This window comes from Caulobacter sp. 05T431 (genome assembly GCF_056665975.1).
In genome coordinates, this window is record NZ_JBFTKU010000009.1 from 115758 (window position 1) to 129844 (window position 14087).

The 14087-nt window shown below is 70.2% G+C and carries 9 protein-coding genes; 4 read left to right on the plus strand and 5 right to left on the minus strand.

Features of this window, described 5'->3' with window-relative positions; all coding sequences use genetic code 11:
• Positions 1–49: 49 nt before the first annotated feature.
• Positions 50–4240: a translocation/assembly module TamB domain-containing protein gene (locus AC1U89_RS10655; RefSeq protein WP_479899677.1), complete on the minus strand. Its 4191-nt coding sequence runs from the start codon at positions 4238–4240 to the stop codon at positions 50–52.
• A complete protein-coding gene (locus AC1U89_RS10660; protein WP_479899678.1) occupies positions 4237–6021 on the minus strand; it encodes an autotransporter assembly complex protein TamA in 1785 nt (594 codons plus the stop codon). The genes AC1U89_RS10655 and AC1U89_RS10660 overlap by 4 nt, the downstream gene beginning before the upstream one ends.
• A 259-nt stretch (positions 6022–6280) precedes the next feature.
• Between AC1U89_RS10660 and AC1U89_RS10665 the strand changes: the two genes are divergently transcribed.
• From AC1U89_RS10665 to AC1U89_RS10680, 4 genes are all read left to right on the plus strand, one after another.
• Positions 6281–7828 (plus strand): circularly permuted type 2 ATP-grasp protein, encoded by a 1548-nt coding sequence (locus AC1U89_RS10665; RefSeq protein WP_479899679.1) that lies wholly within the window; start codon positions 6281–6283, stop codon positions 7826–7828.
• Positions 7815–8750, plus strand: a complete 936-nt coding sequence (locus tag AC1U89_RS10670; protein WP_479899680.1) for an alpha-E domain-containing protein — start codon at positions 7815–7817, stop codon at positions 8748–8750. The genes AC1U89_RS10665 and AC1U89_RS10670 overlap by 14 nt, the downstream gene beginning before the upstream one ends.
• Before the next feature lie 16 nt (positions 8751–8766).
• Positions 8767–9750, plus strand: a complete 984-nt coding sequence (locus AC1U89_RS10675; RefSeq protein ID WP_479899681.1) for a transglutaminase family protein — start codon at positions 8767–8769, stop codon at positions 9748–9750.
• A gap of 62 nt (positions 9751–9812) precedes the next feature.
• Positions 9813–10991 carry a DUF418 domain-containing protein gene (locus tag AC1U89_RS10680; protein ID WP_479899682.1) on the plus strand — a complete coding sequence of 393 codons (1179 nt, stop codon included), beginning with the start codon at positions 9813–9815 and terminating at the stop codon, positions 10989–10991.
• Here the strand turns inward: AC1U89_RS10680 and AC1U89_RS10685 are convergent.
• Genes AC1U89_RS10685 through cysT form a run of 3 tightly spaced genes read right to left on the minus strand, consistent with a single transcriptional unit; the run spans position 10988 to position 13750 of the window.
• Positions 10988–12007: a sulfate/molybdate ABC transporter ATP-binding protein gene (locus tag AC1U89_RS10685; protein WP_479899683.1), complete on the minus strand. Its 1020-nt coding sequence runs from the start codon at positions 12005–12007 to the stop codon at positions 10988–10990. The two genes, AC1U89_RS10680 and AC1U89_RS10685, sit on opposite strands and share 4 nt — an antisense overlap.
• A 22-nt stretch (positions 12008–12029) precedes the next feature.
• Complete coding sequence (gene cysW, locus AC1U89_RS10690) at positions 12030–12890, minus strand: sulfate ABC transporter permease subunit CysW (RefSeq protein WP_479899684.1); 861 nt, start codon at positions 12888–12890, stop codon at positions 12030–12032.
• Positions 12890–13750: a sulfate ABC transporter permease subunit CysT gene (gene cysT / locus AC1U89_RS10695; RefSeq protein ID WP_479899724.1), complete on the minus strand. Its 861-nt coding sequence runs from the start codon at positions 13748–13750 to the stop codon at positions 12890–12892. The genes cysW and cysT overlap by 1 nt, the downstream gene beginning before the upstream one ends.
• Between the last annotated feature and the right edge of the window lie 337 nt (positions 13751–14087).

A 14087-nucleotide genomic window follows, 5' to 3' on the forward strand; every position in this document is an offset into this window, starting at 1 on the left:
TTGCTTCGAACGCGTCGGGTCCCGGCCGGGGCCGGAACGGAGAAGCCGGCTAGTTGTAGTCCTTCCGCCAGCGCACCGAAAGCTGGGCGTCACCCTGGCTGCCCAGCTTGGAGATCAGCGACAGCGCCCGCCGCACGCGCCATTCGACCTGGGCCGAGGGCCCTTCGCGGCCGCCGCCGATGATCTCGATATAGACGTCGTCGGTGACGTACTTGCCGCCGGCCACGGTCATGCCCGTGGCGCTGTCGGCGAAGGACAGCCGGTCCAGCCCCGCCAGGCTGCGCAGGTTGCCGATCACGTCGAAGCCGCCGCCGCCGGCCAGGGCCGCCAGGGCCGAGGCCAGCTGGGCGGCCTCGATCGGCTGCAGGTTGGCGGCGGACGAGCCGAACAGCACCTGGGACAGCACCTCGTCCTGCGGCAGCTCGGGCTTGGAGGTCAGGGTGATCTCCGGCTTGGCGGCGGTGCCCTGCACCTTGACCACGGCGGTCAGGGTCGGGTCCTCGCGCACGGCGGTCAGGTCCAGCCGGATGCGGTCCAACTGGGTGGCCAGGCTCACCGTGCCGCTCTGCTCGAACTCGAAGCGCTTGCCGGCGAAATCGTACTCGCCCCGCACCATGCGCGCCTCGCCGTCGAGGACAGGACTGTTGGTCGAGCCGCCGACATGGGCGTTCAGCGACAGCTCCACGTCCAGTCCCCGGCCCCGCACGAAGATCCGCCGCGGCGCCGTCAGGGTGACATCCAGCAGCATGCCGCTGCCGGGAGCCACCTTGCGGACCTCGACGCCCTGATCCATGTCGTCCGGTCGATTGCGTTCGATCACGTCCAGCGAGACCACGCCCGCCGGGGTCTTGGTCTGGGCCGAGACGTCGGCGCGGTCGATGGTCAGGGCGCCGACCATCTTGACCTTGCCGTCGGCGCCGCGATTGACCGTGGTCTGACCGCTGGCCGTCGCGGTGGCCAATTCGTTGTCGATGACGCGGAAGCCCTTCAGATCCAGCTTGAAGCTGCCCAGCCCGTCGCGGGCCAGGCTGATCCGGCCCGAGCCCGACATGGTCCCGCCCTGGCCGTCGCCGGCCGAGACCTGGCTGACGTCGATGGCGTTGTCGGCCAGGGCCACCCGCACGATGACATCGCGCAGGCTCAGGCCCGTCTGGCCGTCGTCGACCCGTCCGCCTTCCAGGCTGGCGCGGCCGGTCAGGCGCGGATCGGCCAGGGTGCCGGCCAGCTCGCCCTCGGCGTCGACCTTGCCCGACACGCTGCGCTCGGAGCTGCCCAGCAGGTCCCACAGCGGCTTGATCTCGCCCTGAGCCGTGAACTGACCGCGCACCGGCCGTTCGCGGCTGATCGCCAGGTGGAACGGCTTGGCCGAGGCCTCGGTCGGCAGGGTCACCTCGGCCTTGGCCTGCAGGCCCTGGCTGTTGGAGCTGGTGGCGTTGATGGTCATCAGGTTGTCGCGCAGCACGCCGCGKATCTCGGCGTTCAGCGATCGGTCGGTGCGCGGKCCGCGTTCCCGGGCGTCGACGAGGTGGGCGTCGAAGTCGCCGGTCAGGGTCGGGCCCGAACCGTTCAGCGACACGCGGGCGTCAACCTTGCCGGCCATGTCGGGATTGATCGCGGTCAGGCTGACCCCCGTCAGCTGCGCCTTGAGCGAGGCCAGGTCGCCGCCGACGTCGGCGTCGAGATCGGCCGCGCCGTCGCCCACCGACAGCCGCAGCCGGGCGCTGGTGCGCGGCCCGCCGAAGCGGATCTGGGCGGTCTCGCGGGTCTTGACCTCGGTGCGCGCCATGGCCCCGGTGGCGTCGAGGGCCAGCTGGTAGTCCTCGCCGCCCTGGGTCAGCACGCCCGAGCCGTTCAGTTTCCAGCGGCCGGAGGGCGACTCGCCCCGGGCGTCGACCGTAAGGGGCAGGCGCGCCATCGGACCGGCGGCCTTGATCGCCGCGTGCCGGACCTTCCAGGTCCCGCTGGCGATGTCCTCGGCGGCGAGGTCCAGCTGGGCCACGGCGCCCGCCGCGCCGTCGGTGATCTTGGCCGTGCCGCTGACCCGCCCCTGGGGCAGGAAGGCGCCGGGCCCGATGGCCACCGTCAGGTCGGCCGTGGCCGGACGGCCGCTGCGCAGCGAAACCGCGCCCTTGGCCTTGGCCCCGCCGGCGTCGACGTCCAGGTCGGAAAGCTCCAGCCCGCCGGGCGCGAAGTTGAAGGCCGCGTGGCCCTTGGCCGGACCGTACTGGCTGCCGGCCTCGATCGAGGCCGTGCCGTCGCCGCCGTCCGGACGCTTGGAGAAGGACAGCACCACGTGGGCGTCCTTCAGCGGCAGACGCGGTACGTCGATGGAATCGAAGTCGGCGATCAGGTCGGCCTTGGGCGCGGCCAGGGTTCCGGTCAGCGCCCCCGTGCCCTTGGCCTTGCCCGCCACCTCGACCGGGCCGGCCACGAACGGTCCGGTGGCCGTCCAGTCCAGCTTGAAGGCCAGGGCCGTGCCCGGACCCAGCACGCCGGCGGTCCGGACCGAGGCGGCCGAGCCGTCCAGCTTGGCGTCGGCCACCGACAGGCGCTCGTTGGCCCACGAGCCGCGCGCCTCCAGCCGCGGGGTCTTGCCGAGCAGGCGGTCCAGCTCCGGCAGGCCGGTGGCGAAATTGCCGCCGCGCGCATCGACGTTCAGCATCCAGGGCTTGTTGACGCCCTGGCTGGCGGACCATTTGGCGGTGACCTGCCCGGCCATCCCCGCATGGACCGGCGCCAGGGACGCCACCTTGGCCTCGCCCTTGAAGGACAGGCCGCCCAGGATGCCGCGCTCGCCCTGGGCGTCGACCTTCAGGTTGGGGGCCTGGACCTTGGCCGAGCGGATCAGGAAGCGGCCGTCCTTCAACCGCGCGCCCTCGAACTGGGCCGAGGGCGAACGGCCCAGCACGGCCAGCAGGCCCTGCCCGCCTCCGCCCTCGGTCGTGGCCTCGGCCTTGATGCTCAGCTCGCCGCGCTTCCAGCCGACGGTGGCCGGCCCCTTGGCCCGCGCCAGCTTGTAGCCCAGCCAGGACAGGTCGCGGACGTCGATACGGCCGTCGACCAGGAAACCGTCGCCGGTCAGGCGGAAGACCCCCTCGGCTACGCCCGCGCCCATCGTCGGCAGCGGGGTCAGGCGCGAGAGGTTGGCGACCCGGGCGTTGAACTTCAGACCCTCGGGCGCGGTGATCCGCTTGCCCAGGTCGGCGGGGCCGTGGGCGGTCAGGTTCAGGTTCTGGCTGTCGATCTTGAGGTCCAGCACGTTGAACGCGCCGGCCTTGCGACCGACGATCGAGAAGGCCGCGTCGCCCCCGAACATCTTCTCCTCGCGGTCGGTCAGGGTGGAGGCCGCCAGGTCGATATGGCCCGCCGCCGATCCGCCCTGCGGCGTCCAGGCGCCGCCCGCCTTCAGCGGCGTGGCCGATCCAGATCGGGCCAAGACCGTGAAGGCGCCMTGGCTGGTGGTGCCGTGGGCCTTGGCGTCCAGGTCGAACGGCCGGTCGGGCGACAGGCCCAGCGCCCCGGCCAAGGCCCCGCCGTTGGCCTCGCGGCCCTCGGCGTCGAGCAGCAGGGTCTTGTCGCGCCCCAGGTCGAAGACGAGCTTCAGGTGGTCGCCGGCGTGCATGCGGCTCAGCGCCGTGATGGCGCCCTTCTGGCCGCCCAGCCGCTGGGACTCGTAGTCGCCGCTGAGGTCGAAGTCGCCGGCCCGGCGGCTGAACTCCGGACGGGTGATCAGGCGCAGAGCCACGTGGTCCAGGTCCACCGACAGCGGCGCGGCGCTGGACTTGCCCTTCGGGGTCAGGGTTGGGCGACGCAGCACCACGACCTGGCGGGCCGTGATCTCGTCGGCGTGGAAGCGGCGGTAGAACAGTTCGGCCGGCCGCCAGTCGACGTACAGGTCGGACGCCTCCAGCCAGACGCCCTTCTCGTCGCTGATCGTCAGGCGGCGCACGCCGAAGGCGTCCCAGATGTCGCCGGTCAGGCCTTCGATCTTAAGGCGGCCGATGCGGCCCAGCTTCAGGCCGCTGGTGCGGGCCTCCAGGAAGGCGCGGCCCTGCGGGGTGACCGCCCCGAACCGCACGCCGCCTAGCAGCACGCCGACCAGCACCACCAGGCTCACCGAGACGATGATGATCAGGCCCGGCCAGCCGATCTTGCGCGCGACCTTGGTCGCGGCCTCGGCGACGACCTCCGTCGCGTCTTCAGGCGGCGGTCCGCCGGGGGGTGTCTGGGCTTCGGTCAAAAGGCCTGCCCGATGCTGATATAGACCTGGAACGACGGATCGCCCTCGCGCTTGCTGATCGGCATGGCGATGTCGGCGCGGATCGGCCCGAAGCCCAGGTCGTAGCGGATGCCGACGCCCACGCCGACTCCGAAATCATCGCCGTTGGGCCACTTGTCCACGCCGACCCCGCCGGCGTCGACGAAGGCCACGCCGCCCCACTTGTCGGTGAACTTGTGGCGCAGCTCCAGCGAGGTCTCCAGCACCGACAGGCCGCCCTGCGGCGTGGTGGTGTTGTCGATGCGCGGACCGATGGCCTGATAGGAATAGCCGCGCACCGAGCCGCCGCCGCCGGCGTAGAAGCGGTTCGAGGCCGGCACCTCCGGCATGGTGCCGCCCAGGATCTGGCCGGCCTTGAAGCGTCCCGCCAGCACGGTGCGCGCGCCCTGGCCGAACGGCAGGTAGGCCGTGGTCTGGGCCTGGACCTTGAGGAAGGCCATGGTCAGGTCGCCGGTGATGGCGGTCGGCTCGGCCCGCGCGTCCAGCCGCCAGCCCTTGGTCGGGTCCAGAATGTTGTCGGAGTGGTCCCAGGCCTGGGCGCCCAGCAGGGTGAAGGTGGCGAAGTTCTGCTGGACGTCGGTTGTCACGCCGTTGACCGTCTTGGGCGAGTCGACCTGCGACAAGTCCAGCGAGACGCCGTAGGTGCGATAGACGGTCGTCCGCAGCTTGCGGGTCAGGTCCGCGCCGAGATGGAGGCCGGTTTCCACATAGGCGTCAGTGTCTTCGCGGAAGATGGCGGTGTTCAGCTTCAGGGTCTGCTGGCTGCGCCGCCAGTGCGGCAGGGCCAGCTCGGCTTCCAGGCGGCTGTCCAGCCGGCCCAGGCGCGCCGTCAGGGTGGTGGTGTCGGCCCGGTGGAAGCGGTTGTAGTGGATCCACTTGGCGTCCGCGCCGGGCCCGTCGGTGCTGGAATAGTTAGCGGCCAGTTCGACCGTCCGGGACTTGCGGTCGGACACGGTGACGATCACCGGGCGCAGGCCGTCGGCCAGCGCCTTGTCCTTGGGGGCCAGCGAGACCGAGACCGTGTCGTAGACGCCGGTGTCGCGCAGACGGCGTTCCAGCTCGGCGATATCGTCCGGCTCGTAGATGTCGCCCGACTTCCAGGGCGCCAGCTGCTTGATCCAGGCGGGGTTCGAACGCCCCTGGGTCACCACCTCGATCCCGTCGACATGGGTCAGGTCTCCCGCCGCGATGTGGAAGACGGGCCGCAGGGTGTGGTCGGCGTGATCGACGACGACCTCGCGCGGCTCGGCCGCGGCGTCGGCGTAGCCCAGCTGTTGGACCTGAGAGACGACGCGCCCTTCGGCCGCCAGGACGTCGACGGCGCGGCCCGGCGCGCCGGGCACGAGGCGGATCACGCTTTCGGCGCGCTTGACGACGCCTTCGTCCGGTTCAGCCCCGCTCCAGGCCAGCCTGGGATCGGCGATCACGAAGACCGGGCCGGGGGTGATCTTGAGAATCGCGCGGGGCGGATCGGCTTCGGAGACGTCCGGCTCGACCACGTAGGCGTAATAGCCTTCCGACCGCAGCACCTGGACGGCGTCGTCGCCGGCGTCGCGGGCGCGGCGGCGGGCCTCCGAACGGCTGCGCGGCGGCGCCTTGGCCTCGACCATGGCGCGCTGGATCGCTTCGCGCAGCGCCTTGTCCTCGACGCCGGTGATGCTGGCCGCGGGTTCGGCCGCGTTGGCGTGGCTGGCGGCCATCAGGGCCGCCGCGGTCACGCCAAGGGCAAATCTCTTACGCACCAAGCCTTCCGAGTCCCCGCGCGAGCGCCCCCGAACCCCTGTAGTCGCCCCCCCGCCGACTGTCACGCGGTGAAATTTCCCGGATCGCTTCCGCGCCCCGGTTCCGTCGGTGATCGGAGGGCGCCCAAATGTTGGGCAGTCTCCACCATCGGCTCTTTGCGCGGCGAAAAGCACCGCTCGCGGCGTTCGTGCGTTCTAGGCTGGATCGGGACGCGTCCCCTCGATAGCGGCGCGCAGGGCGGACACAATGGACACGGGCGTGGCGGCGAAAATCCAGGACCTCGACGATACTCCCAGCCTGCCGATGACCGGCGCTGCGTACCTGCCGGGYGCGGCCTATGACGAGATGATCGCCCAGGGCGGCGACGTGCGGGCCCACTACGCGGCGCTGCAGACCCGAATCTCCACCCTGGGCGCCGGCGAGCTGGCCGACCGGCAGCGGACGCTCGAGCGGTCGTTCCTGCTGCAGGGCATCACCTTCACCGTCTACGGCGCCGACAGCGCGACCGAGCGGATCATCCCCACCGACCTGTTCCCCCGCATCCTGCCCGCCCAGGAGTGGGCCAAGATCGAGGCCGGCCTGACCCAGCGCCTGCAGGCGCTGAACATGTTCCTCGCCGACATCTACGGTGAGCAGCAGATCCTGATGGACGGCGTGGTCCCGCGCGAACTGGTGCTGGGCGCCCCCTCGTACCGTCGCGAGATGCAGAACCTGTACGTACCGCACAAGGCCTACGCCAACGTCTGCGGCAGCGACCTGATCCGCGGCCAGGACGGCGAGTTCGCCGTGCTGGAGGACAATCTGCGGGTGCCGTCCGGCGTGTCCTACATGCTGGCCAACCGCGACGCCTCCAAGCGCACCTTCCCCAGCGCCTATCGCGAGGCCGGGGTGCGGCCGGTGGAGCGCTATCCCGACCTGCTGCTGGCGACGCTGAAGAGCATGAGCGCCGACTGGCGGCCCAACCCGCAGGTCGTGGTCCTGACGCCCGGCGTCTACAACTCCGCCTATTACGAGCACGCCTATCTGGCGCGGCTGATGGGCGTGCCGCTGGTCGAGGGGCGCGACCTCGTGGTCCATGACAACATGGTCTACATGCGCACCACGACGGGCCTGCGCCGGGTGGACGTGATCTACCGCCGGGTGGACGACGACTTCATCGACCCCCTCACCTTCCGCCGGGATTCGTCGCTGGGCGCGGCCGGGCTGTTCAACGCCTACCGGGCCGGCAACGTGGTGATGTGCAACGCCCCGGGGACCGGGGTCGCCGACGACAAGGCCGTCTACGCCTTCGTGCCGGATATCATCCGCTACTATCTGGGCGAGGACCCGATCCTGCCGAACATCGAGACCTTCCTGTGCCGCGAACCGGCCCAGCTGAGCCACGTGCTCGACAACCTGGACAAGCTGGTGGTCAAGGCCGTGGGGGCCTCGGGCGGCTACGGCATGCTGGTGGGGCCGCACGCCTCGGCCAAGGAGCGGGCCGAGTTCGCCGACGCCCTCAAGGCCGACCCGGCCAACTACATCGCCCAGCCCACCATCCAGCTGTCGACCGCGCCCTGCCTGGTCGACGGCCGTATCGAGCCCCGTCACGTCGACCTGCGCCCCTTCATCCTGTCGGGCGAGAAGACCGTGGTCACCCCGGGCGCCCTGACCCGCGTGGCGCTGAAACGGGGCTCGMTGGTGGTTAATTCCAGCCAGGGCGGCGGCAGCAAGGACACCTGGGTGCTGGCCGAGGAGAACGGCCACAACGGCAACGGCCATAACGGCAACGGTCACAACGGAGGCGGCGCCCATGATGCTCGCTAGGGTCGCCGACAGCCTCTACTGGCTGGGCCGCTATATCGAGCGGGCCGAACACCTGTCGCGCCTGTCGACGGTGATGCTGAACGCCACCCTCGACCAGACCGACGCCGGCGCCGAGGCCGTGCGGATCGCCCTGTCGGCGGTCGGCGAGACCGAGCTCAAGTCCGGGGCCTTCGAGGCGGCCAACGGCCTGGTGCTGGATCGCACCGACGCCAACTCGGTGGTCGCCTCGCTGTCCCGGGCCCGGGAGAACGCCCGCCAGGTCCGCGACCAGATCACGACCGAGACCTGGGAGCGGCTGAACCTGCTGTACCTGAAGGTCATGGACCGCAATGCGGGCCGAGAGTTCGCCGACAATTCGGTGACCTTCCTGCACGACATCATCGCCGACGTGCACCTATTCAAGGGCGCCGCCGACACCACGATGAGCCATGGCGAGAGCTGGCGGTTCATGATGGTCGGCATCTATCTCGAGCGGGCCCAGCTGATGGCCAGCCTGCTGGAGGCCTGTTTCGCCGAGGACAGCCCCAAGGTGAACGACCACCTGGCCCTGGTCGCCGTGCTGCKGATGGGCTGCGCGCTGGAGCCCTATCTGCGGGTCTACACCGCCGAGATCGAGCCGCGGCACATCCTGGAGTTCATGGTCTTCGACGAGGATTTCCCGCGCTCGATCCGCTTCGCCACCAGCCAGATCGAGAAGCACCTCAGCGAGCTGGCCCGCCACGTCGAGGCCACCGGCCGCGCGGCGCCCGAACGGCTGGCCGGCCGCCTCAAGGCCCGGCTGGAGTTCGCCGACGTCGGCGAGTTGGAAAGCCAGGGCGCCGGCGAACTGCTGACCACCGTGGCCAACGAATGCGCCCGCATCCACCAGGCGATCTACGAGACCTTCGTCGCCTATCCCCTGGAAATGCGCCTGCCTGCTTGAGAATTGGAATCCCGCCGTGCTGCTCGAAATCCGCCACGTCACCCAGTACCATTACGAACAGCCCGTCCGCGAAAGCCTGATGGAGCTGTGGATGCAGCCGCAGAAGGGCGCCCGCCAGCGGCTGGTCAGCTTCGAGCTGGACATCGAGCCGGCCGCCCAGGTGTTCTCGTACGCCGACAGCTTCGGCAACGCCGTCTATCATTTCGACGTGCCCCAACCGCATGACGGCCTGACCATCATCGCCCGCTCGGCCGTCGAGACCGAGCCGGTGCACGAATGGCCTCTGCCGCTGGACATGGGCGAGTGGGAACGGCTGAAGAGCGCCTTCGTGCGCGGCGAGTGCTTCGACTATCTGCGGCCCCACGGCTTCGTCCAGGTGACGCCCGCCCTCGAGACGTTCATCGCCGAGCACGATCTTGACGCCCTGCGCCGCAAGGACCCGTTCTCGGCGGTCCAGGCCCTGTGCGACACGATCTACAAGGCCTTCGAATACCAGCCCGGGGTCACCGACGCCGACAGCCCGATCGACCTGGCGCTGAGCGCCGGCCGGGGCGTCTGCCAGGACTTCGCCCACGTCATGCTGGCGGTCTGCCGCGCCTGGGGCATCCCCGCCCGCTACGTCTCCGGCTACCTGTTCACCGACCGCGAGGCCGGCGACCGCTCCGATCCCGACGCCACCCACGCCTGGGTGGAGGTGTTCCTGCCCAGCTATCGCTGGGTGGGGTTCGATCCGACCAACAATGTGATGACCGGCGAACGCCACGTCGCCGTGGCCGTGGGCCGCGACTACAGCGACGTCACCCCGTCGCGCGGCGTCTACAAGGGCGATTCCGAAAGCCACCTGGCCGTCGGCGTCTCGGTGCGCCGGGCGCGGGCGGCGGTGGCCGAGCCGGAGTTCCTGCGCCTGCCCCGCCCCGCGGCCCCGCTGGGCTCGGCCAACCGCCGCCGGGCCAGCGCCGACGCCATCCGCGAACAGCAGCAGCGCCAACAGCAGCAGTAGACCGTTCGGCCCGACGCATCCTAGGTTAGCGCTAACAAAGCGACGACCTGGGGAGGGCGCGGATGTCGGAAGGCTTGAGCGGGGCGTCGCCCCGTCTCGCGATCGTGGACGGTCTGCGGGGCTACGCCCTGATGGGCCTGTTCCTGGTCCACATGCTGGAATATTTCGAGCTCTACTGGTCCGACCCAACGCCCAATCCGGTGACCACGGCGGTCTTCACCCTCTTCATGGGCAAGACCTTCTCGCTGCTGGCCCTGTGCTTCGGCTTCAGCTTCTTCGTGATGATGGACGGCGCCGCGCGGCGGGGCCAGCCGTTCGCCGGGCGCTTCGCCTGGCGGCTGACCCTGCTGGCGGGGATCGGCCTGCTGCACGGCCTGGTCTATCGCGGCGACATCATCGTGGTGCTGGCCCTTGCGGGCTTCGTCCTGATCCCCTTCGACAAGGTCCGATCCAACCGCGTGCTGCTGGCCGTGGCGGCGATCTGCTTCCTGCAGCCCTATATCCTGCTGTGGATCGCGGCGGGCGCGGCCGGCGCGCCGTGGGCGCTGAACAAGCCGCACTTCTTCTCCGACCCGGCCATGGCGACCTATCTGACCGGCGACCTCGGCCAGGTGCTGCGGGCCAACCTCTGGGACGGCCAGGTCAACAAGTGGTGGTTCTTCATCGAGACCGGCCGCTGCGTCCAGGTGCTGGGCCTGTTCCTGATCGGGCTGGTGCTGGGTCGGATCAGCTTCTTCGCCGACCTGGGACGGTTCGCCCGGGGCCGCGCCGTGGCCCTGGTCGCCGTCGTGCTGTTCGCCGCCCTCTGCTCCGTCCTGAAGGGCAAGACCGGCGGGCATCACAGTGGTCCGGTGTTCTGGGCCAACATGCTGTTCGGCGGCTGGTTCGACCTGTCGTGCATGGCCGCCTCGGTGCTGGTCTTCATCCTGGCGTGGCGGGCCGGCGGCGAGGTGTTGCTGCGCGCCCTGGTCCCGGTGGGGCGGATGACCCTGACCCTCTATGTCGCCCAGTCGCTGGTGTTCATCCCACTGTTCTACCCGCTCGGCCTGGGCCTCTATCGGGGCATGATCCCTCCCCTCGCGCTGGGGATCGGCCTGGTCGCCGTGGCGGCGCAGCTGGTCCTGGCCTCGGCGTGGTTCAGGGCCTTCCACTACGGTCCGCTGGAGTGGCTGTGGCGGTGCGGGACGCGGCGGTCGTTCGACATCCCGTTCCGGCGCCGGCCCCAGCCGCAATCCGCCTAGGCCGGATAGACGTGGCTCTTGCGGGCCGCGACCTTGATCGTCCCGGTGAAGCGGGCGGCCTCGGCGCGCGAGCCGCTGATCTCGATGTGGCGGCCGTCGGCCGTGACGGCGGAGGCCGACGCCAGGGCGCCCTGCACGTGGACCCGGTCGACCCGGACCTCGAAGCCGCCGTCGTCCAGGGCGAAGTCGTGCGGTCGCACGAAGGCCACGGCCGCCCCGTCGGCGACGCCGTTGGCGCCGAACGAGACCGCGCCCGAGGTGAAGCGTCCGCCCGAGACCGCGCCCTCGAACCGGTTGGCCTCGCCCACGAAGCCGCAGACGAACGGGGTGGCGGGATTGTCGTGCACTTCGTCCGGCGTGCCGATCTGCTCGATGCGGCCGGCGTTGAGGATGGCCACGCGGTCGGCCAGGCCCAGGGCCTCTTCCTGGTCGTGGGTGACGAAGATGGTGGTGACGCCGGTGGCGTCGTGCACCCGGCGCAGTTCCTTGCGCAGCGACTTGCGGACCGTGGCGTCCAGGGCGCCGAACGGCTCGTCCAGCAGCAGCACGCTGGGCTGCACCGCCAGGGCCCGCGACAGGGCCACGCGCTGGCGCTGGCCGCCCGACAGCTGCGAGGGGTAGCGCTTGCCCAGGCCGTCCAGCTCGACCAGCTTCAGCAGCTCGTCGACCCGGCGGGCGATCTCGGCCTTCGGCGGCTTGTCCTTGCCCTTCCGCACGTCCAGGCCGAACGCGATGTTTCGGGCCACGGTCATGTGCTTGAACAGGGCGTACTGCTGGAACACGAAGCCGACGCGGCGCGCCGCAGCTGAGGCAAAGGTGACGTCCTCGCCCTCGAACAGCACCTGGCCGGCGTCGGGGAATTCCAGGCCCGCGATCGTGCGCAGCAGGGTCGTCTTGCCCGAGCCCGACGGACCCAGCAGGGCCACCAGCTCGCCGTCGGCGATCTCGAGGTCGACATGGTTCAGGGCCGGATAGCGGCCGAACTTCTTTTCGACGGAACGGATGGAGATGGTCATGGGAGGATCTTCGTTCCGGTTCTTAGTGTCCGCCGCCGCGCTTGACGTCGGGTTGGGCGATCTCGAGCGCGCTCTTGAGCACCAGGGTCACGATCGCCAGCAGGCAGAGCAGGCCGGCCACGGCGAAGGCTGAGACGAAGTCGTACTCGTTGTACAGAATCTCGACGTGCAGCGGCATGGTGTTGGTCAGGCCGCGGATGTGGCCGCTGACCACCGAGACGGCGCCGAACTCGCCCATGGCCCGGGCGTTGCACAGCAGCACGCCGTACAGCAGGCCCCAGCGCACGTTGGGCGCCGTCACCCGCCAGAAGGTGTAGAGGCCCGAGGCGCCCATCGAGACGGCGGCCTCTTCCTCCGACACGCCCTGCTCCTGCATCAGCGGGATCAGCTCGCGGGCGATGAACGGGAAGGTCACGAATATCGTCGCCAGCACGATGCCGGGGATGGCGAAGATGATCTTGATGTCGTGGTCGATCAGGCGCTCGCCGAACCAGCCCTGCAGGCCGAAGACCAGCACGTAGATCAGGCCCGCCACGACCGGCGACACCGAGAACGGCAGGTCGATCAGGGTGATCAGCAGCGGCTTGCCGGGGAAGTCGTGCTTGGCGATCGCCCAGGCGGCGCACAGGCCGAACACGGCGTTGAACGGCACGGCGATGCCGGCGGTGATCAGGGTCAGCTTGATCGCGGCCCAGGCGTCGGGCGTCGAGATCGCCGCCAGCGCGGGACCCAGTCCCTTGCGCAGCGCCTCGGCGAACACCGCGGCCAGCGGCAGGATCAGGACCAGGCCCAGAAAGGCCAGGACCAGGCCGATGACCACGGCCTTGGCCCACAGCGGATCGTCGGTCGGATGGCGGGCGTGAGCCCGGGTCGGAGCGGCCATCAGACGAACCTCCGCGACCAGGCCTGGATGGCGTTGATGACCAGCAGCATCAGGAACGAGACGGCCAGCATGACCAGGGCGATGGCCGCGGCGTTGGCGTACTCGAACTGCTCCAGCTGGATGATGATCAGCAGGGGCGCGATCTCGGACTTGTACGGCATGTTGCCGGCGATGAAGATCACCGAGCCGTACTCGCCCACCCCTCTGGCGAAGGCCAGGGCGAAGCCGGTCAGCCAGGCAGGACCCAGGGCCGGCAGGATGATCCGGCCGATGGTGGCGAAGCGCCCGGCGCCCAGGCTGGCGGCGGCTTCCTCCACGTCGGCCGACAGGTCGCGCATCACCGGCTCCAGGGTGCGGACCACGAACGGCAGGCCGATGAAGATCAGGGCGATGGTGACGCCGACAGGGTTGTAGGCGGCCTTGATCCCCAGCGGGGTCAGGTACTGCCCGACCCAGCCGTTGGGGGCGTACAGCGTGGCCAGGGCGATGCCGGCCACGGCGGTGGGCAGGGCGAACGGCAGGTCGACCAGGGCGTTGACCACGGCCTTGCCGGGGAACTCGTAGCGGACCAGGGCCCAGGTGGTCAGCACGCCGAACACCCCGTTGATCACGGCGGCGACGAAGGCCGCGCCGAAGGTCAGGCGATAGGCGGCGACGGCGCGCTCGGAGAAGGCGGCGGCCAGGAACTGGGCCGGCGACAGGCTGGAGGCCTTGATGGCCACGGCCGACAGCGGGATCAGCACGATCAGCGACAGGACCGTCAGGGTGACGCCCAGCGTCAGGCCGAAGCCGGGAATGGCCGAGCGGCGCCGGAACAGGGGTCGTCGCGCAGGGCGTGCGGAAATCGTCTCGGCGGTCATCGGGTGATCGTCGTCCAGCATCCGCGTCGGGCTCCGCAACGGAGCCATGAAAACAAGAACGCGCCAAGCGCCGAAAAGGGCGAAGGGCGTGGTGAAGCTGAGCGGCTTAAATCCCTACACGGCCAGTGGGGTCAATTGAGTTCGTCGAAGGCGGGGGCCAGAAAAACTGTGGGGGTGAACTGTCCCGAGGCTGCGGCGGCGAACACTTGCCCCCTACGGACCGCTTCGCGGTCGTCTTCCCCCAAAAGGGGGAAGAGGCGCGCGGTGCGGTGTCTCCGCCCCCTCGCCGCGACAGGCGGCGAAGCCGCCAGGTGGGGGCAAGCGGGTGTGATCTCAC